This is a genomic window from Methylobacterium sp. CB376 (assembly GCF_029714205.1).
Classification (GTDB): Bacteria; Pseudomonadota; Alphaproteobacteria; order Rhizobiales; family Beijerinckiaceae; genus Methylobacterium.
Genome location: NZ_CP121648.1, coordinates 7,493,163 through 7,510,898, shown reverse-complemented (window position 1 = coordinate 7,510,898; position 17,736 = coordinate 7,493,163). Strand labels below are relative to the sequence as shown.

The window sequence follows — 17,736 nt, the reverse complement described above, 5'->3', positions numbered from 1 at the left end:
CCCGGCCGCGGCGTCAGCCGGGGGCGGGCTCGGCCGCCGCCGCGTCGGGCGTGTCGAGGTAGTAGTGCTTGAGGAGGTAGAGGGCGGCCTCGCCGACCTGGCCGCGGTCGCTCAGCACCCCGCCGAGATCGACGCGGCTCATCTCCGAGAAGCGGCACACCACCCAGCGGGTGAGGGGCGGGCGCCCGGCGCGCTCCTCGACGAAGTCGATGCGGATGCTGCGGGGCGCGCGCCCGGGCGCGGCGCCGAGCACCCGCGCCCGCCCGCCCTCCGCCACCAGGGTCGGCAGCACGCGCCGGCAGACCCGCTCCTGGGCGGGGTCGAGGTCGGGCGCGCAGGCCGCGAGGGCGACCGCCGACGCGGCGAGGATGACGGCCGTCCTCACCCGGCCCGCAGGCGCTCCGCGACCCGCGGCGCGAAATAGGTGAAGATGCCGTCCGCGCCCGCGCGCTTGAAGGCCACCAAGCTCTCGATCATGGCGCGCTCGCCGTCGAGCCAGCCGTTCTGGGCCGCCGCCGCGATCATCGCGTACTCGCCCGAGACCTGGTAGGCGAAGGTCGGCACGCCGAAGCCTTCCTTCACCCGCCGGATGATGTCGAGGTAGGGAAGGCCGGGCTTCACCATCACGGAATCGGCCCCCTCCTCCAGGTCGAGCGCGACTTCGCGCAGCGCCTCCTCGGTGTTGCCGGGGTCCATCTGGTAGGTGCGCTTGTCGCCCTTGAGCGTCGCGCTGGTGCCGATCGCGTCCCGGAACGGGCCGTAGAAGGCGCTCGCGTACTTGGCCGCGTAGGCCATGATCTGCACGTCGCGGAAGCCCGAGCGGTCGAGCCCCGCGCGGATCGCGCCGACGCGCCCGTCCATCATGTCGGAGGGGGCGATCACGTCGGTGCCGGCCTCGGCCTGGATCAGGCTCTGCTCGACCAGGAGCGCCACGGTCTCGTCGTTGACGATCACGGTGTCGTCGAGGAGCCCGTCATGGCCGTGGCTGGTATAGGGGTCGAGGGCGACGTCCGTGATCACGCCGAGTTCCGGCACCGCCGCCTTCACGGCCCGCACCGCCCGGCAGACGAGGTTGTTGCGGTTGAGCGCCTCCGAGCCGGTCTCGTCCCGCAGCGAGGGCTCGACGTAGGGGAAGAAGGCGATGGCCGGGATCCGCAGGGCGGCCGCGCGCTCGGCCTCGCGCACCGCCTCGTCGACGCTCAGCCGCTCGACGCCCGGCATGGAGGGCACCGGCTCGCGCCGGCGCTCGCCCTCGATGACGAAGAGCGGCCAGATCAGGTCGTCGAGGGTCAGCACGGTCTCGCGCACGAGCCGGCGCGACCACTCCGCCTTGCGGTTGCGGCGCGGCCGCTGGGTCAGGGACAGGCCGGGGGCGGTCTCGGTCCGGGCGGCGTCGCGGGCGAGGGGCCGGACGAAGGGCTGGATCTGCGACATCGAATTCGAGACCTCCCGGACCCGCGGGCACGGGCCGCTGTCATTCTTCTCATGAAGCCCTAGCACAGACCCGCGCCGCCTCGGAACCCGTCCGGGACGGCCCCGGCCGCATGGCAGGCAGCAAACGGGCGCGCCCGTCGCGTTGACGCACTCCCCGGCGGCTGGTTTACGGCCCCAGCAGGTCAGGAAGGATGCCGATGGCGGGCGATATGGCGGGCGACGCGGAGACCCACGTCCTGGTCGAGCGGCGGGGGACGGCGGGGTGCCTCACCCTCAACCGCCCGCAGGCCCTCAACGCGCTCGATCTCGGCATGGTGCGGCGCCTGCGCGCCGCCCTCGACGCGTGGCTGGCGGATCCCGGGGTGACGCGCATCGTGCTGCGCGGCGCCGGGCGCGCCTTCTGCGCGGGCGGCGACATCCGGCACCTCCACGACGAGGCGCGGGCGCGGGGCCCGCGGGCGCCCGACGCCTTCTGGCGGGAGGAATACGCGCTCAACGCCCTGATCCACCGCTACCCCAAGCCGATCGTGTCGCTGATCGACGGGATCGTGATGGGCGGGGGCGTCGGGCTGTCGCTGCACGGCGCGCACCGCGTCGCGGGGGAGCGCTACCTGTTCGCGATGCCGGAGGTGGGGATCGGCTTCTTCCCGGATGTCGGGGCGACCTACGCGCTGCCGCGCCTGCCGGGCGCCTTCGGAACCTACCTCGCCCTCACCGGCGACCGGGTCGGGCCGGGGGACGGCCTCGCCTTCGGGCTCGCGACGCGGGCGGCGCCGGCCCCCGCCTTCGAGGCGATCACGGAGCGGCTCGCCGCGGGGGAGCCGGTCGAGGCGGCGCTGGGCGAGAGCGAGGCGCCCCCGCCCGGGCCGCTCCACGCCGCCCGCGAGGTGATCGATTCCTGCTTCTCGGCCGAGAGCGTGGCGGCGGTGCTGGCCCGGCTCGACGCGGCGGCGCGGGAGGGCTCCGGCTTCGCGGGCAAGGCCGCCGCCACGATCCGCACGCGCTCGCCCACCAGCGTCGCCGTCGCCTTCGCGCAGATGCGCCGGGGCATCGCCATGAGTTTCCCGGAGGCGATGCTGACCGAGTACCGGATCGTCACCCGCATCCTCGAAGGACACGACTTCTACGAGGGGGTGCGCGCCACCCTGATCGACAAGGACGGCGCCCCGCGCTGGCGGCCCGAGCGCCTCGAGGCGGTCACGGCGGAGGCGGTGGAGGCGCATTTCGCGCCCCTGCCCGACGAGCCCCGGTTCGCCTGAGATGCGCGGCCTCCCCAGGGCCCGCAGCGGCCCCTCGCGCGGCCTCGCCCTGTCGGAGGACGGGGGCGACCGCATCGAGCGCAATCCTCAGCCGCCCGGCACCCGCTGGGACGTGGTGCTGATCTGGCTCATGCGCATGGTCGCGGTGATCTGGATGATCAAGGGCCTCAGCGCCTGGGCGGAGATCCTGGGCGCCCGGCCCGGCGCCCAGCCCTTCGAGGGCGCCCCGGTGGGGCGTCAGGCGGTCATCATCTATTTCGGGGTGATCGACCTCCTGGCCGCGGTCGGGCTCTGGCTCGGCACCGCCTGGGGCGGCGTCGTCTGGCTGCTCGCCGCGACCTCGGCCTTCGTGCTGGCGCTGCTCACCCCGCAGCTCCTGCCGATGAGTGTGCCGAACCTTGCCTTCGACGGGACGATCGTCGTCCTCTACTTCACCGTATCCTGGCTCGCCTCGCGCGAGATGCGGTGACCGGGGACGCCGGGGCCGCGACCGGCGGCTTTATCGTCGATTTACCCACATCGGTAAATCGAGAATTTAGCGTATCGTTTAAACCCACATTCACGGGGGCCTCCTAGGTTGGCTGCATAAGCGGAGCGGACAACACCGCCCAGCAGGCAGTACAGAGAGGCGAAACCATGAAGAACCAGGCGTTGAAGGTGGCCGAGCAGGCCCGGGCCCCGGAAGCCGCGCCGGTGGTGCGCAACCAATACCTGGAGGCCCTGCACCTCGTCGAGCGGCTGCACCGCCGCCTGCTCGACGTCATCAAGGACGAGTTCGAGCGCCGCGGCCGCGAGGACGTCAACAGCGTGCAGGCGCTGCTGCTCTACAATATCGGCGACAAGGAGCTGACCGCGAGCGAGCTGCGCACCCGCGGCTACTATCTCGGCTCGAACGTCTCCTACAACGTGAAGAAGCTGGTCGAGACCGGCTACCTGCACCACGCCCGCTCGAAGACCGACCGGCGCTCGGTGCGGATCAGCCTGACCGATAAGGGCCGGGAGGTGCACGAGATCGTGCGCGGCCTCTACGACAAGCACGCCCGGACGATCCAGCCGATCGGCGGCATCTCGGAGGACGATTTCGTCCGCCTGAACCAGTCGCTGGCCCGCCTGGAGCGGTTCTGGACCGACCAGATCCGCTACCGCCTGTGAGCCGGCGCGGCCTCCGTCGACAGCCGGGCCGCGGCGTCCTACACGCGGGGATCGGACCGGAGGACGCGATGCTGGGACGGATGGATCGGGGCGGAACGGGCGAGGCGGTGGTCGAGTACGGCGACAGCAACCTGAGGGTGGTGCGCCCGGGCCGCTTCGTGCGCTGCGCGGTGACCGGCGCGGAGATCGCCCTCGACGACCTGCGCTACTGGAGCGTGGCCCGCCAGGAGGCCTATGCCGGGCCGGAGGCGGTGATGCAGCGGCTGCGGGAGACGGGGCGGCCCTGACCGCTCAGGGCCCGGCCCGCCCCCTCAGCAGGGCCGCGAGGCGCGCGCGCAGGAGCGCCGCGTCGTCCGGCGCGAGCGCGAGCCGCACCGGCAGCACCGCCACCGCCATGGCGGCGGGCAGGCGCACGCGGTCCTTCTCGGTGGTGACGAGGGTCAGGCCCCGCCGCGTCGCCTCCCGCTCCAGCGCCGCGATCTCCCCCGCCCGGTAGGCGTGATGGTCCGGGAAGGCGCGCGTCCCGCGCAGCTCCGCCCCGACCGCGCGCAGGCTCTCGAAGAACTTGTCCGGCCGGCCGATCCCCGCGAAGGCGAGGACGGGGCGGCCGCGCAGCGCCGCGGCGGCCGCCGCGTCCGGCGCGAGCCGCCCGCGCAGGGCGGGCAGGCCGCGCGCCGCCGCCGCCGCGAGGAGCGGGCGACCCTGCGCCGCGTCCCCGATCACCAGCACGGCCGAGACGAGGGGCCACTGGGCGCCGAGCGGCGCCCGCAGCGGCCCGGCCGGGAAGGGCAGGCCGTTGCCGATGCCGACCCCGGCGTCGAAGACGGCCAGGGACCAATCCTTGCGCAGGGACGGGTTCTGCAGCCCGTCATCCATCACGATCACGTCGGCGCCGGCGGCCGCGCAGGCCGCGGCGCCGGCCGGGCGGTCCCGGGCGACGATGGTGGGCGCCGCGCGGGCGATGAGCAGGGGCTCGTCCCCGACCTCGGCGGCGCCGTGGGCGGCGGGATCGACGCGCAGCGGCCCCGGCAGGGACCCGCCGTAGCCCCGGCTCAGGAAGGCGGGGCGCGCGCCGAGCTCCCGCAGCAGGGCCGCGAGCGCCAGGGCGGTCGGGGTCTTGCCGGCCCCGCCCAGGGTGACGTTGCCGACGCAGACGACCGGGCAGGGGGCCGGCGCGCCAGGCCGGGCCATTCGCCGCGCCGCGGCGGCGCCGTAGAGCGCCCCGACTGGCGCGAGCAGCCGGGCCGGCAGGGAAGGCGGATCGCGCCACCAGAAGTCCGGGGCCCGCATCCTCAGCCGAACCGGCCGCTGATCTTCATCTGGCAGATGAAGGGTTCGAGGGCCGCCATGGTCCGGTCGAGGGCGCCGCCGCAGGCCGTCACCGCGCGGCGCCCGGCCGCCGCCATCGCGGCGCGGCGCGCCGGGTCGGCGAGGAGCCGGCCCAGGGCCTCCGCGAGGGCGTCCTCGTCGGCCACCGCCAAGGCGGCCCCGGCCTGTCCCAGCACCGCGTAGGCCTGGGCGAAGTTCCGGACATGGGGCCCGTGCAGGATCGGGGTGTCGAGCCGGGCCGGCTCGATCGGGTTCTGGCCGCCGCGCTCGACCAGGGATCCGCCGATGAAGGCGACGGGCGCGAGGCGGTAGAACAGGCCGAGCTCCCCGATCGTGTCGGCGACGTAGAGATCGGTGCGCGCGTCGGGCAGGCCGCCCTGGCTGCGCAGCGCGACGCGCAGGCCGGCGGCGCGGCCCGCCGCGGCAATCTCGGCGCCGCGGCGCGGATGGCGCGGCACGACGAGGGTGATCAGGCCGGGGCGCTGCGCGGCGAGGCGCCGATGGACCGCGATGATGCCCGCCTCCTCGCCCGGATGCGTGCTGGCCGCGAGCCAGACCGGCCGCCCGGCCAGCATCGCCGAGAACTGGGCCAGGGCCTGCGGGTCGGCCGGCGGGGCGGGGGCGTCGAATTTCAGGTTCCCGGACACGACGACCCGCGGCGCCCCGAGCCGGAGGAAGCGCTCGGCCTCCTCGCGGGTCTGGACGAGGCAGATCGCGATGCGCGAGAGCACCGCCCGCGCCAAGGCCGGCAGCCGGGCCCAGCCCCGGGCGGAGCGCTCCGACATGCGGCCGTTGACGAGGATCAGGGGCACCTGGCGGGCATCGAGGGCCAGGATGGTGTTCGGCCACAGTTCCGATTCCGCCACGATGGCGAGGTCCGGCCGCCAATGGTCCAGGAAGCGCGCCACGTAGCGCGGCGCGTCCAGGGGTGCGAATTGGTGCAGGGCGCCCGCGGGCAGGCGGGCGGCGACGAGGTCGGCCGAGGTTCGGGTGCCGGAGGTGACCAGCACCGTGAAGCCGCGGCGGGCGAGGCGGTCGACGAGCGGCAGCAGCATCAGGGCCTCGCCGACGCTGGCGCCGTGCGCCCAGACGAGGGGCCCGGCGGGGCGCGGCTTGCCGGCGCGCCCGACGCGCTCGGGCAGCCGCTCCGGATCCTCCTTGCCCTTGCGGCGGCGCCAGGCCAGCAGGCCGATCAGGGCCGGTTCGAGGGCGAGGAGCCCGTGATGGTAGGCCCGCAGCAGGAACGGCATGGCGGGGGCGCTCATCCGGCGCCCCGCTCCGGCCCACGCTCGCGGGAAGGGGCGGACGGACCGCCGGGACAGCCGGTGGGAAGGCGGCCGGTGCGGAGGACAGGGCTCATGAGATGACGCTGCGGCGGACCTCGGGCGAGGCCGCGGGGAGCCGGCGCCGCGGGGGACCGACTCGGACCCCACCCGCCGTATCCCGCTTCCGGAGCCCGCCGTCTAGCGCCCCCTGAGTGCAGGGCGCAACCTCGCGCGGGCCCCGATCCGCGCGTCGCGGCGGGGCGTGCGGGCGCCGCGGGCGCTTGCGGCGCCGCGCGGCCTTGGTCATAAGCCGCCCGGCGGCGGGGAGTCGTTCCGGGCCGCCACCGGAGGCGCCCCCGCGTTCGCCGTCGCGATGTTCCGCCTCGCCCACCTCACCGATCCCCATGTCGGGCCGCTCTCGCGCCCGCGCCTGCGCCAGTTGCTCAGCAAGCGCGCGACCGGCTGGGTGAACTGGAGCCGCGGCCGCAAGCTGACGCACGACATGGCGGTGCTGGAGGCGCTGGTCGCCGACCTGCGGGCGGCCGCGCCCGACCACATCGCCTGCACGGGCGACCTCTGCAACATCGGATTGCCGAGCGAGTGGGAGACCGCCCGGATGTTCCTGGAGGCGCTGGGCGGGCCCGAGGCGGTGAGCTTCGTGCCGGGCAACCACGACGCCTACGTGCGCGGCTCCCTCGACGGGCTCCTCGACGCGGTCGGCCCCTGGACGCGGGACGATGCCGGAGGCGAGCGCGCCTTCCCCTACCTGCGCCGCCGCGGGCCGCTCGCCCTGGTCGGGCTGTCCTCGGCGATCCCGACCGCGCCCTTCGTGGCGAGCGGCCGGCTCGGAACCCGCCAGATCGCGGCGGCCGAAGCGCTGCTCGGCAGCCTCGCCCGCGAGCCGGAGGCGCCCTGCCGCGTGGTGATGATCCACCACCCGCCCCATGTCGGCGGGGCCCTGCCCGGGCGCAACCTGACCGACGCGTCCGCCGTCGAGGCGATGATCCGCCGGGTCGGCGCGGACCTCGTCCTGCACGGCCACAACCACGTCGGCTCGGTCGCCTTCGTGATCGGGCCGGACGGGCGGCGCGTGCCGGTGATCGGGGCGCCTTCCGCCTCGGCCCGCGGCGGCGCGCTGAGCCACTGCGCCGGCTACCACCTCTACGAATTCGCCCGGACCGCGACGGGCTACGCCGTCACCGCGACCCTGCGCGGCCTGCTCCCGGACGACCGCATCGGCGACCTCGGAATCCTCACCCTCTACGGCTGAGCGGGCGCGATTCGCCGCGCGCCGAACAATCCGCGCGGCCCCCGCGTTCTCCCGCCGAACGGGGCCCCCCGCGGACGGGCGAGCTCCCCGCCCGGCGCCGCGTGCGCCCGGGCGCCCGCGCAGCGAGAGGCGGATCGGGATGGCGGAAGACACGGGCAGCGTGCGCGCGCAGGTGGCGAATGCGCGGGCGCAGGATGTGGGGCGCGGTGTCGCCCGGGTGGGCGCGGCGGTTCTCCGCAGCCTGCACCTGCAGGAGGGCGACCCGATCGAGATCGTCGGCAAGCGCCACACCACGGCGCTCGCCATCGCCCTCGGCGCCGAGGACGAGGGCCTCAGCATCATCCGCCTCGACGGCCTCCAGCGCGTCAATGCGGGGGTGAGCTCGGGCGACCACGTCGAGATCAAGCGCGCCGAGGTGCGGCCCGCGAACCGCGTCGTGCTCGCCCCGGCCCAGAAGAACCTGCGCCTGCAGGGCTCGGCCGAGGCCCTGCGCCGCACCTTCTTCCGGCGGCCGCTGATGGCCGGGGACGTGATCTCGACCTCGGTGCAGTCGCGGATGGGCCACGACGACGTGCCGCCCGAGCTGCGCTCGATGTTCAACCTGCCGGCCTACGGCCTTCAGGAGATCCGCCTGGTCGTGGTCTCGACCCAGCCGCGCGGCATCGTGCAGGTCACGGCCGAGACCGAGATCGACCTGCGGCCGATCTACGAGGAGCCCAAGGAGGCGCGGCGCGCCGACGTCACCTACGACGACATCGGCGGGCTCGGCAGCACCGTCGACCAGGTGCGCGAGATGGTGGAGCTGCCGCTGCGCCACCCCGAGCTGTTTCAGCGTCTCGGCATCGACCCGCCCAAGGGCGTGCTCCTCTACGGCCCGCCCGGCACCGGCAAGACCCTGCTCGCCCGCGCGGTCGCCAACGAGACCGAGGCGCAGTTCTTCCACATCGCCGGCCCGGAGATCATGGGCAGCCAGTACGGGGAATCCGAGCAGCGCCTGCGCCAGATCTTCTCCGACGCGCAGCGCAATTCGCCCGCGATCATCTTCATCGACGAGATCGACTCGATCGCGCCGAAGCGCGAGGAGGCCCGCGGCGAGGTGGAGCGCCGCATCGTCGCCCAGCTCCTCACCCTGATGGACGGGCTGGAGCCGCGCCAGAACATCGTGGTGATCGGGGCGACGAACCGGCGCGACGCGATCGACGAGGCCCTGCGCCGGCCCGGCCGCTTCGACCGCGAGATCGTGATCGGCGTGCCCGACGAGCCGGGCCGGCGCGAGGTGCTGACCATCCACACCCGCGGCATGCCGCTCGGCGACACCGTCGACCTCGACGAGATCGCCCGCACCACCTACGGCTTCGTGGGGGCCGACCTCGCGGCGCTCGCCCGCGAGGCGGCCATGGACGCGCTGCGGCGCGTGCTGCCGCAGATCAACCTGAAGGAGGGGATCCCGCCGGAGATCCTCGAGACCCTGCAGGTCTGCCGCGAGGATTTCCTCAACGCCCTCAAGCGGGTCCAGCCCTCGGCGCTGCGCGAGATCATGATCCAGGTGCCGAATGTCGGCTGGGACGACGTCGGCGGGCTCGGCGACGTCCAGACCCGCCTGCGCGAGGGCGTGGAACTGCCCCTCAAGAACCCGGAGGCGTTCCGGCGCATCGGCATCCGGCCGGCCAAGGGCTTCCTGCTGTTCGGGCCGCCCGGCACCGGCAAGACGCTGCTCGCCAAGGCGGTGGCGCGGGAGGCCTCGGCGAATTTCGTGGCGACGAAGTCCTCGGACCTGCTCTCGAAATGGTACGGCGAATCCGAGCAGCAGGTCTCGCGCCTGTTCGCCCGGGCCCGGCAGGTCGCCCCGACCGTGATCTTCATCGACGAGATCGACTCGCTCGCGCCGGTGCGCGGCGGCGGCCTCGGCGAGCCCGCCGTGACCGAGCGGGTGGTCAACACGATCCTGGCCGAGATGGACGGGCTGGAGGAGCTGCAGGGCGTGGTGGTGATCGCCGCCACCAACCGGCCGAACCTGGTCGATCCGGCCCTGCTGCGGCCGGGCCGCTTCGACGAACTCGTCTACGTGCCGGTGCCGAGCGCGGAGGGCCGCCGCCACATCCTGGGCATCCACACCCGCGGGATGCCGCTCGCCCGCGACGTCGACCTCGACGACCTCGCGGCCCGCACCGTGCGCTTCACCGGGGCGGACCTGGAGGACCTCACCCGCCGGGCCGGCCTGATGGCGCTGCGGGCGGACCTCGCGGCGAGCGAGGTGACGCGGGCGCATTTCGAGGCCGCGCTGCACGAGACGCGCCCCTCGGTGACGCCCGAGATGGAGCAGGATTACGAGACGATGCTGCGCACCCTCAAGCAGGAGGGACCGCAGCGCCAGCCGATCGGGTTCATGCCGATCCGGCAGGCGGCCGAGTGATCCGACATCCGACGGATGGCTTCGCCATGCGGATGTCGGCTTCGCTCAAGCGCCGCGCGGGCTTGGCATACCAAACCCGCTTCATCCCTTCGGGATGGCGGCTTTGGGCCTCGCTCAAGCGCCGCGCGGGCTTTGGCATGCGACATTCGACGGATGGCTTCGCCATGCGGATGTCGGCTTCGCTCAAGCGCCGCGCGGCCGGGATCGATCGGGCGGCGCCCACGGCCGGTCACGGGGCCGCCGCGATCGCCCGGCCGAGGTCGAGCGCGAAGCGCCCGCTGCTCCACATGCCCTCGAGGGCGGTGTTGGTCAGGGCCACGAGCGTGAGGCCGCGGGCCGGGTCGACGAGCCAGCTGTGGCCGTAGACGCCGCCCCAGCGCCACGTCCCGGGCGTCTCCGCGACCCCCGCCGCCCGCGGATCGCGCAGCACCGCGAATCCGAGCCCGTAGCCCCAGCCGGGCGAGCCTTCGAGGTCGATCTTGGCGACCTGGTCGCGGCCCATCTCCGCCGCGAGGTCGGGCGGCATCAGCGGCGCGCCGCCCCGGCGCAGGGCCTCCAGGAGGCGCATCACCTCCGCGGCCGTGCCGACCATCCCGGCGCCGCCGGACGGAAAGGCCTCCGGATCGAAGATGCGGGCCGGATCCATCGCGATGCCGGCCAGGCCCGGCCCGAAGTGCAGGGTGTCCGGCTCGCGCATCCGGCGCGCGAGCGGCACCCCGTCCGCGTAGGCGGCGGCGAGGCGGGAGGCGTCGCCGAGGGCGAAGCCGGTGTCGCGCAGGCCCAGGGGCTCGGCGACGAGGCGGCGCACCGCCTCCGGCAGCGTCAGGCCGGTCGCGGCCGCCACCAGGGCCCCGGCGACGTCGAGGCCGAGCCCGTAGCGGAAGCCGGTGCCCGGCGCGAACAGCAGCGGCACGCCCGCGAGGCGGCGCAGGTTCTCCGCGAGGGTCAGGCCGCAGCGATCCATCCCGTCCGAGACGCCGGCTCGGTGCAGCGGCCCGTCCGCGGATTCGAGGAAGCCGTAGCCGAGCCCCGAGGCGTGGCTGAGGAGGTGGCGGAGCGTGATGCGCGCCGGCCGCCCCTCGTGGCGCGGCGCGAAATCCGGCAGCCACTCGGTGATCGGGCGGTCGAGCGCGAGCCGACCCTGCGCCACCAGGGCCAGCGCGGCCGCGGCCACGAAGGGCTTCGACACGGAGGCGAGCCGGAAGATCGTGTCCGGCCGCATCGGCGCCGCCGCCTCGCGGTCGGCGAGCCCGGCGGCGCGGGCGTAGACGGTCTCTCCGTCCCGGCCCACCAGAACGACGGCGCCGACGATGCGCTCGGCCGCCAGGGCGCCGTCGATGACGCGGTCGAGCCGCAGGATCAGCGAGGTCTCGGACATGTCACGCTCCTTCGAGGGGTGAGGGTGGCGCGGCCGGCGGGAAGCCGTGGTGCCGGGCGCGCAGGACGACGAGGAAGCTCGGGACGAGCAGGATCATGAGCGCCGGCGGCAGGCCCTGGGCGCCGACCCGCTCCAGGAGCAGGCCGCCCCCCGCGATGGCGAGGTTCCAGGTCGTCACCAGCATCGCCTGCGCGACGTCCGCCTCATCCCCGGCGGACCGGCTGAGGGCCGTCTGGAACAGCGTCGCGGCGCCGCCGAAGGCGAGGCCCCAGGCGGCGACCGCCGCGATCAGGAGCGCCGCGCCGCCGCCGAGGGCGAGACCCAGCGCCGAGAGGCCGAACAGGGCCGTGCTGAGGAGCGTCAGCGTCCGCAACCGGCGATCGACGAGGAGGCCGACGATGCCGAGGCCGAGCACCGAGGCCGCGCCGAAGACGAGCAGCACGCGATCGGTGCGGGCGCCGAGCCCCGCCGCGTCGAGGAACGGCGCGATGTAGGTGTAGAGGATGGTGTGCGCGAGCACGAAGGTCAGCGTCGCGGCGAGGACCGGCCGGATCCCGGCCATGGACGCCACGCGGGAGAGCGGCAGCCCGCGGCCGGCCGCCTGTCCGGGAGGATCGGGCAGGGCGGCCAGAACCCAGACGATCAGGATCCCGCTGAGCCCCGTCACCAGGCCGAAGCAGGCGCGCCAGCCGATCAGGGCGCCGAGGAAGGTGCCGGCCGGGATGCCGATCGACAGCGCCAGCGGCGTGCCGGCCATGGCGACCGCGATGGCGCGGCCCCGCGCGGCCTCGGGCAGCATCCGGGCCGCGTAACCGGCCAGGAGCGCCCAGAGCAGCCCCGCCGAGATGCCGGCGACCGCGCGCGCCGCGAGGGTCAGGGCGTAGGAGCCGGACAGGGTCGTCACGGTGTTGGCGACGGCGAAGCCCGCGATCGCGGCGATCAGCAGCGGGCGCCGCCGCAGCGGCCGCGTCGCCGCGGTCACCGGGATGGCGGCGAGGAGCGAGCCGGCGGCGTAGACCGTGACGAACTGCCCGGCGACGGCCTCGGAGACGGCGAGATCCGCGCCGATCTGCGGCAGCAGGCCGGCCGGCAACGCCTCGGTGAGGATGGTGATGAAACCCGCCATGGCGAGGGCGAGGAGGCCCGGGAGCGGCAGGCCCTCGCCGCGGGAGGGGTGGGAGGCAGGGGGCGTTCTCATGGCCCGGGAGGGTAGGGGCCTCGCTGACCCTGCGGAATGAGGCTAGAATTCCCGACATCGCGGACATCCGCGTCCGCAATCGGGGGGGCCCCATGGAGCATCTCGGCGCACTCAACGCCTTCGTGCAGACGGCCGAGGCGGGCGGGTTCGCGCCGGCCGCGGCGCGGCTCGGCCTCTCCGCCTCGGCGGTGGGCAAGGCGGTGGCGCGGCTGGAGGATCGGCTCGCGGTCCGGCTCTTCCACCGCTCCACGCGCTCGCTCACGCTCACCCCGGAGGGCGCCATGTTCCTCGACCGCTGCCGGCGCATCTTCTCCGAGATCGAGGCCGCCGAGATCGAACTCTCCCGGACCCGGCGCGCCCCGAGCGGGACGCTGCGCGTCAGCCTGCCCCTGATCGGCATGCTGATGATGCCGGCGGTGATGGCCTTCATGCGGGCCTATCCGGAGATCACCCTCGATCTCGACTTCACCGACCGGCTGGTGGACGTGATCGAGGAGGGCTTCGACGCCGTGATCCGCACCGGCGAGGCGCGCGACTCGCGGCTGATGATGCGCCGGCTCGGCGCCTTCTCGCACCGGATCGTCGCCTCGCCCGACTACCTCGCGGCCCGCGGCACGCCGCGCGCGCCGGAGGACCTGCTCGCCCATGCCTGCCTGCACCACCGCTATCCCACGACGGGCAAGCTGCAGCGCTGGCCCCTGGTGCGGGACGGCGCGGATCTCGACCTCGCCCTGCCGGTGACCGCGGTGGCGAGCACCCTGGAACCGCAGCTCTGCCTCGCCGAGGAGGGGTTCGGCCTCGCCTGCCTGCCGCTCTTCGCGGTGCAGCGGTTCCTGCGGCGCGGCGCGCTCGTCGCCGTCCTTCGCGATCACCTGCGCGAGGTCGGCGCCTTCCACATCCTGTGGCCGGCGAGCCGCCACCCCTCGCCCAAGCTCGCCGCCTTCGTGGCCTTCATGGGCGAGAACCTGCTGCGCGAGACCGATCCGCTCCGCTGCCGGCAGGATGTGCAGGATTCCTGAGCGCCGCGTCCCGCGGCTACTGCGCCGCCTCGGCGGCCGTCGGCGGCTCGCGCTCGATGGTGCGGAAGGCTTCGAGCTCGGTCAGGTAGGTGCGGGCCCACCAATCCACGTCCTCGCGGCCGAGCCGCTCGACCATCGGCTTCCAGCGCTCCAGCCGCTCGGCCTTGGGCATGTAGAGGGCGGCCCGGATCGCCTCCGCCACCTCGAACCGGTCGTAGGGGTTGACCAGCAGCGCCTCGGGCAGCTGGCGCGCCGCGCCGGCGAATTTCGACAGGACGAGCACGCCCGGATCGTCCTCGCTCTGGGCCGCCACGTATTCCTTGGCGACGAGGTTCATCCCGTCGCGCATCGGCGTCACCAGGCCGACCCGCGCCGCCCGGTACAGGCCCGCCAGCACCGCCCGCGGATAGGCCTTGGTGACGTACTGGATCGGCGTCCAGGACGGCTCGCCGAGCGAGCCGTTGATGTTGCCCAGGACCTCGTTCACGTCGCGGCTGAGCTGCTCGTACTCGGGCACCTCAGTGCGCGATTTCGGGGCGATCTGCAGTAAGACGACGTTGCCGCGCTGGTCGGGGTTGGAGGCGAAGAAGCGCTCCACCGCCTCCATCCGCTCCGGCACGCCCTTGGAATAGTCGAGCCGGTCGACGCCGATCAGCAACTTGCGCGTGCGAAGCCCGGCGATCGTGTCCCGCACCGTCCGGTTCATGCCGGCCCGGTCCGCCGCCTGCCGGAAGCCCTCGACGTCGATGCCGATCGGGAAGCTGCGGATGCGGGTGCGCCGCCCATCCACCATCAGCGAGCCGCCGCCGAGCGGGATCGCCCGCAGCTCGTCGACGAGGTTGCGCGAGAGATTGTGGACGTCGCACTCGGTCTGGAGGCCGATCAGGTCGTAATCGGCCACCGCCCGCAGCAGCTCGTTCGAGGCCGGGAGCGTGTTGAACACCTCGCCCGAGGGCCACGGGATGTGGTGGAAATAGCCGATCGGATTGGCCACGCCGAGGCCACGCAGCTCCGAGGCGAGGGGGATCAGGTGGTAATCGTGCACCCAGATCAGGTCCCCGGGTTCGATCAGGCCGGCCAGGGCCTGCGCGAAGATGCGGTTGACCCGCTGATAGCCCGCGTAGTCGGCCCGCGAGTAGGCGGCGAGGCCGAGCCGGTAGTGCATGATCGGCCAGAGCGCCCGGTTGGCGAAGCCGCTGTAATATTCCCGGTGATCCTGGGGCGAGAGGTCCATCACCGCGTAGCGCACGCGGCCGCGATCCGCGATGGCCGGCGCGCCCGAGGGCTGCTCGGCGATCTTACCGCTCCACCCGAACCACAGCCCCCGATACGCGGTGAACGCTTCCTTCAACGCGACCGCGAGGCCGCCCGCCGCGACGGCCTTCGATCCCGCTTCCGGGACGGCGACGCGGTTCGAGACGATGATCAGGCGTGACACGGCGGTTACGGACTCCCTGAGCGGGGGAGGGTTCCGGGCCCCGGCCCCTCCCTCACGGCGCGAGCGTAGGATGCGCGGAATGCAAGCGCGATCCGCGGCCCTTGGTCAACCCTCGCGGAACGCATCGGTTGCACGGCGGCGCTTTCCGCCGGGCACGGCGCTCCACAGGAATCGCCCCGGTTTCGCCGCGCTGCGGCGCGGCCGCGGGCCGGACGAGAACGGGCCTTGCATCCGCAGCGGAACCGGGCGACCCGGCTGCGGTTACTCGCTCAATCGTAGACCGCGCCGGGCGGGCGTCCGACGCGCCATGATGATGTCTCAAGGAGTCTTGGGTGATGAGCGCGGGTTATCAGAACGGGCAGCATCAGGCCGGGCCGGGGCCGGGCGCGGACCATCCGGCCGGCTGGACGGGCCTGCGCGACGACGTGCGCCAGCTCGGCGACGTCGCGGTGGAGCGCGGCTACGGCCTGGTCGACGCGGCGCGCGAGCAGGTCACCGGCTACGTCGCGCGGCGCAAGGACGACGCGGCGCAATCGGTCGAGGATTTCGCCCGAGCTCTCAGGGAATCGGGCAAGGGCCTGGAGAGCCAGCCGAACGTGCGGGCCTTCTTCGACAGCGCCGCGGAGGGCCTGGAGCAGCTCTCCGGCTCGATCCGCGAGCGCAGCTTCGAGGACTTCTACAGCGACATCGAGGCCGCGGCGCGCCGCCGCCCGGCCGCCGTGGCGATCGCCACCTTCGTGACCGGCTTCCTGGCGGCGCGCTTCATCAAGTCCTCGGCCCATCCGCGCCATGCCATGCCGGGCCGCGAGGCCTTCGCGGCCGAGCGCCGGGCGGGCGGGCGTGGCCCTGTCTGACGGAGGCGGCGATGGCTGAACCGAGCAATGGCAGCATCCAGGGTCTCCTCGCGGAGGCCCTGCGCGAGACCACCGACCTCGCCCGCAAGGAGATCGCCCTCTTCCGGACCGAGATGTCGAACAATCTGAGGACGCTGTTCCTCGGGCTCGGCATGGTGGTGGGGGCGGCGGTCTTCGCGGTCGTCGCGCTGCTGGTCCTGGTCGACGCGCTGGTGAAGTGGCTGGCCACCCTGGTCCATTCCGAGGCGCTCGCCGCCCTCATCGTGGGCGGCGTGTTCCTGGTCGTGGCGGTGGGCCTCGCCCTGGCGGGCAGCCGCGCGATGTCGCTCTCGACCCTCACGCCCACCCGCACGACCCGCCAAGTGCGCCAGGACGCGCGAGTCCTGTCCGAGAGGGTGTCCGGATGACCCAGTCGATCTCGGAGCTCGAACAGGAGATCGAGCAGACCCGGGCCCGGCTCGATCACACGATCGACCGCATCCAGGACCGGCTGTCGCCCGCCAGCATCGTCGACGAGATGCTCGGCACGGTGCGCCAGTCGCCGATGAGCGGCCTCTACGACGGGGCGCTGGCGGCGGTTCGGCGCAACCCGGTGCCCGTGATGCTGATCGTGGCAGGCGTCGGCTGGCTGCTGCACCGCGTCTCCGAGGAGAATCGCCGCCGCCTCCACCAGGAAGCGACGGCGGCGCGCGCCGCGACGGTGCCGGTGCTGAACGACGGCGCCGTGCGCATCTACGACCCGGACCGCCCGACCGACCACCCGGCCGCCGACGGGGTTGCCCGTCCGGAGGCCGCGCAGATCTGACGCGGGCCGGACCGCGCCCGCAAGCCAAGGCTGCACGACAAGGATGCACGACATGGCCGACCACACCATCAAGCCCGCAACTCCGGACGCCCCCTCCGCCCACGTCCCGGGCGCCGGGCCGGAGCGCAATCTCCACCAGGACCACGACACCGCCCGGGCGCAGGCCGGGACGGCCGGCGGACAGGCACCGGGCCAAGGCACCGGCCAAGCCTCGAGCCAAGGCACGGGCCAAGGCACGGGCCAAGCCTCGAGCCAAGCCTCGAGCCAAGCCTCGGACTTCGCCGCGAAGGTCGGCGACACCGCCGGTCAGACCGCCGAGCAGATCCGGCAGGCCGCCGACGCCGCGGCCGAGCGCCTGCGGCGGACGGCGAGCGACGCGGTCTCGCAGGCCCACCAGCGCGCCAGCCAGGCCTATGGCAGCTTCCAGCAGGGCGGCTCGGAGACCCTCGACCGCGCCCGCGACTACGCCAACGACGCGATCGAGTCCGGCGCCCGGCGCTACGCCGACCTGCGCGAGCGGAGCTCGGCGCAGATCTCCCGCGGCCAGAGCGCGGTCGAGCGCTTCGTGGGCGAGAACCCGCTCCTCGTCGGCGTGGTCGGCCTGGCCGCCGGCCTGATGATCGGCGCCCTCCTGCCGCGCACGCGCCGCGAGGACGAGACGGTCGGCGCCTGGGCGGACGAGGTGCGCGACCAGGGCCTGCGCTACGCCCGCGAGGCGACCGAGCGCGGCCGCCAGTTCGTCGAATCCGCCCTCGACCAAGCGCAGGACGCGGCCTCCGCGGCGGCGCACGCGGCCACGGACGAGCTGCGCCAGGCCGATCAGGGCGGCGCGACGCCGCGCCCGGGCGGGCCGACGATCCAGACGCACTGAGCCGATTTCCCGGGGCGCGGGCGGACCGCGCCCCGAACCCGGCCCGGGCCC

18 protein-coding genes are annotated in these 17,736 nt (G+C 74.2%); 11 read left to right on the top strand and 7 right to left on the bottom strand.

Going from position 1 to position 17,736, the window contains the following annotated elements; all coding sequences use genetic code 11:
• Positions 1-13: 13 nt before the first annotated feature.
• Positions 14-385 (bottom strand): hypothetical protein, encoded by a 372-nt coding sequence (locus tag QA634_RS34515; RefSeq protein ID WP_012336454.1) that lies wholly within the window; start codon positions 383-385, stop codon positions 14-16.
• On the bottom strand, positions 382-1,434 hold the full coding sequence (hemB, locus tag QA634_RS34510) for a porphobilinogen synthase (RefSeq protein ID WP_012336453.1): 1,053 nt from the start codon (positions 1,432-1,434) through the stop codon (positions 382-384). The genes QA634_RS34515 and hemB overlap by 4 nt, the downstream gene beginning before the upstream one ends.
• A 197-nt stretch (positions 1,435-1,631) precedes the next feature.
• On the opposite strand from hemB, the gene QA634_RS34505 reads away from it, so the two are divergent.
• The 4 genes from QA634_RS34505 to QA634_RS34490 all read left to right on the top strand — a co-directional run bounded on the left by QA634_RS34505 (position 1,632) and on the right by QA634_RS34490 (position 4,132).
• Positions 1,632-2,693, top strand: a complete 1,062-nt coding sequence (locus QA634_RS34505) for an enoyl-CoA hydratase/isomerase family protein (RefSeq protein ID WP_012336452.1) — start codon at positions 1,632-1,634, stop codon at positions 2,691-2,693.
• A gap of 1 nt (position 2,694) precedes the next feature.
• A complete protein-coding gene (locus tag QA634_RS34500) occupies positions 2,695-3,162 on the top strand; it encodes a DUF6163 family protein (RefSeq protein WP_012336451.1) in 468 nt (155 codons plus the stop codon).
• Between the two features lie 167 nt (positions 3,163-3,329).
• On the top strand, positions 3,330-3,845 hold the full coding sequence (gene ldtR, locus QA634_RS34495) for a transcriptional regulator LdtR (RefSeq protein ID WP_012336450.1): 516 nt from the start codon (positions 3,330-3,332) through the stop codon (positions 3,843-3,845).
• Between the two features lie 68 nt (positions 3,846-3,913).
• Complete coding sequence (locus tag QA634_RS34490; RefSeq protein WP_012336449.1) at positions 3,914-4,132, top strand: DUF2093 domain-containing protein; 219 nt, start codon at positions 3,914-3,916, stop codon at positions 4,130-4,132.
• 4 nt (positions 4,133-4,136) lie between these two features.
• Here QA634_RS34490 and lpxK read toward each other — a convergent pair whose 3' ends face one another.
• Entirely contained in the window at positions 4,137-5,135 is a 999-nt protein-coding gene (lpxK, locus tag QA634_RS34485) for a tetraacyldisaccharide 4'-kinase (RefSeq protein ID WP_012336448.1), read from the bottom strand.
• Between the two features lie 2 nt (positions 5,136-5,137).
• Positions 5,138-6,439: a 3-deoxy-D-manno-octulosonic acid transferase gene (locus QA634_RS34480; RefSeq protein ID WP_012336447.1), complete on the bottom strand. Its 1,302-nt coding sequence runs from the start codon at positions 6,437-6,439 to the stop codon at positions 5,138-5,140.
• A gap of 373 nt (positions 6,440-6,812) precedes the next feature.
• On the opposite strand from QA634_RS34480, the gene QA634_RS34475 reads away from it, so the two are divergent.
• On the top strand, positions 6,813-7,709 hold the full coding sequence (locus QA634_RS34475) for a metallophosphoesterase family protein (protein WP_012336446.1): 897 nt from the start codon (positions 6,813-6,815) through the stop codon (positions 7,707-7,709).
• A 139-nt stretch (positions 7,710-7,848) separates the two neighbouring features.
• A complete protein-coding gene (locus QA634_RS34470) occupies positions 7,849-10,122 on the top strand; it encodes a CDC48 family AAA ATPase (protein WP_012336445.1) in 2,274 nt (757 codons plus the stop codon).
• A 229-nt stretch (positions 10,123-10,351) separates the two neighbouring features.
• On the opposite strand, the gene QA634_RS34465 is transcribed toward QA634_RS34470, so the two are convergent.
• Positions 10,352-11,500, bottom strand: a complete 1,149-nt coding sequence (locus QA634_RS34465; RefSeq protein WP_012336444.1) for a serine hydrolase domain-containing protein — start codon at positions 11,498-11,500, stop codon at positions 10,352-10,354.
• A 1-nt stretch (position 11,501) separates the two neighbouring features.
• Positions 11,502-12,698, bottom strand: coding sequence for an MFS transporter (locus QA634_RS34460; RefSeq protein WP_012336443.1), 1,197 nt, complete (start codon positions 12,696-12,698; stop codon positions 11,502-11,504).
• Between the two features lie 92 nt (positions 12,699-12,790).
• Here QA634_RS34460 and QA634_RS34455 point away from each other — a divergent pair, with 92 nt between their 5' ends.
• Positions 12,791-13,717 (top strand): LysR family transcriptional regulator, encoded by a 927-nt coding sequence (locus QA634_RS34455; protein WP_012336442.1) that lies wholly within the window; start codon positions 12,791-12,793, stop codon positions 13,715-13,717.
• A 16-nt stretch (positions 13,718-13,733) separates the two neighbouring features.
• Here the strand turns inward: QA634_RS34455 and QA634_RS34450 are convergent, their stop codons facing one another.
• Entirely contained in the window at positions 13,734-15,155 is a 1,422-nt protein-coding gene (locus QA634_RS34450; protein ID WP_012336441.1) for an alpha,alpha-trehalose-phosphate synthase (UDP-forming), read from the bottom strand.
• A gap of 335 nt (positions 15,156-15,490) precedes the next feature.
• Between QA634_RS34450 and QA634_RS34445 the strand changes: the two genes are divergently transcribed.
• The 4 genes from QA634_RS34445 to QA634_RS34430 are packed head-to-tail and all read left to right on the top strand — an operon-like array spanning position 15,491 to position 17,685.
• Positions 15,491-16,009: a hypothetical protein gene (locus tag QA634_RS34445; RefSeq protein ID WP_012336440.1), complete on the top strand. Its 519-nt coding sequence runs from the start codon at positions 15,491-15,493 to the stop codon at positions 16,007-16,009.
• Between the two features lie 11 nt (positions 16,010-16,020).
• On the top strand, positions 16,021-16,416 hold the full coding sequence (locus tag QA634_RS34440; RefSeq protein ID WP_012336439.1) for a phage holin family protein: 396 nt from the start codon (positions 16,021-16,023) through the stop codon (positions 16,414-16,416).
• Positions 16,413-16,814: a DUF3618 domain-containing protein gene (locus tag QA634_RS34435; RefSeq protein WP_012336438.1), complete on the top strand. Its 402-nt coding sequence runs from the start codon at positions 16,413-16,415 to the stop codon at positions 16,812-16,814. The genes QA634_RS34440 and QA634_RS34435 overlap by 4 nt, the downstream gene beginning before the upstream one ends.
• Positions 16,815-16,866: 52 nt before the next feature.
• A complete protein-coding gene (locus QA634_RS34430; protein WP_012336437.1) occupies positions 16,867-17,685 on the top strand; it encodes a hypothetical protein in 819 nt (272 codons plus the stop codon).
• The last annotated feature ends 51 nt before the right edge of the window (positions 17,686-17,736 follow it).

Excerpts from the sequence above, each read along its gene's own strand:
- QA634_RS34430 (WP_012336437.1), top strand. The coding sequence starts at position 16,867 with ATGGCCGACCACACCATCAAGCCCGCAACTCCGGACGCCCCCTCCGCC.
- QA634_RS34490 (WP_012336449.1), top strand. The coding sequence starts at position 3,914 with ATGCTGGGACGGATGGATCGGGGCGGAACGGGCGAGGCGGTGGTCGAG.
- ldtR (WP_012336450.1), top strand. The coding sequence starts at position 3,330 with ATGAAGAACCAGGCGTTGAAGGTGGCCGAGCAGGCCCGGGCCCCGGAA.
- QA634_RS34465 (WP_012336444.1), bottom strand. The coding sequence starts at position 11,500 with ATGTCCGAGACCTCGCTGATCCTGCGGCTCGACCGCGTCATCGACGGC.
- QA634_RS34470 (WP_012336445.1), top strand. The coding sequence starts at position 7,849 with ATGGCGGAAGACACGGGCAGCGTGCGCGCGCAGGTGGCGAATGCGCGG.
- QA634_RS34505 (WP_012336452.1), top strand. The coding sequence starts at position 1,632 with ATGGCGGGCGATATGGCGGGCGACGCGGAGACCCACGTCCTGGTCGAG.
- QA634_RS34480 (WP_012336447.1), bottom strand. The coding sequence starts at position 6,439 with ATGAGCGCCCCCGCCATGCCGTTCCTGCTGCGGGCCTACCATCACGGG.
- QA634_RS34460 (WP_012336443.1), bottom strand. The coding sequence starts at position 12,698 with ATGAGAACGCCCCCTGCCTCCCACCCCTCCCGCGGCGAGGGCCTGCCG.
- QA634_RS34500 (WP_012336451.1), top strand. The coding sequence starts at position 2,695 with ATGCGCGGCCTCCCCAGGGCCCGCAGCGGCCCCTCGCGCGGCCTCGCC.
- QA634_RS34440 (WP_012336439.1), top strand. The coding sequence starts at position 16,021 with ATGGCTGAACCGAGCAATGGCAGCATCCAGGGTCTCCTCGCGGAGGCC.
- lpxK (WP_012336448.1), bottom strand. The coding sequence starts at position 5,135 with ATGCGGGCCCCGGACTTCTGGTGGCGCGATCCGCCTTCCCTGCCGGCC.
- QA634_RS34435 (WP_012336438.1), top strand. The coding sequence starts at position 16,413 with ATGACCCAGTCGATCTCGGAGCTCGAACAGGAGATCGAGCAGACCCGG.
- hemB (WP_012336453.1), bottom strand. The coding sequence starts at position 1,434 with ATGTCGCAGATCCAGCCCTTCGTCCGGCCCCTCGCCCGCGACGCCGCC.
- QA634_RS34455 (WP_012336442.1), top strand. The coding sequence starts at position 12,791 with ATGGAGCATCTCGGCGCACTCAACGCCTTCGTGCAGACGGCCGAGGCG.
- QA634_RS34475 (WP_012336446.1), top strand. The coding sequence starts at position 6,813 with ATGTTCCGCCTCGCCCACCTCACCGATCCCCATGTCGGGCCGCTCTCG.
- QA634_RS34445 (WP_012336440.1), top strand. The coding sequence starts at position 15,491 with ATGAGCGCGGGTTATCAGAACGGGCAGCATCAGGCCGGGCCGGGGCCG.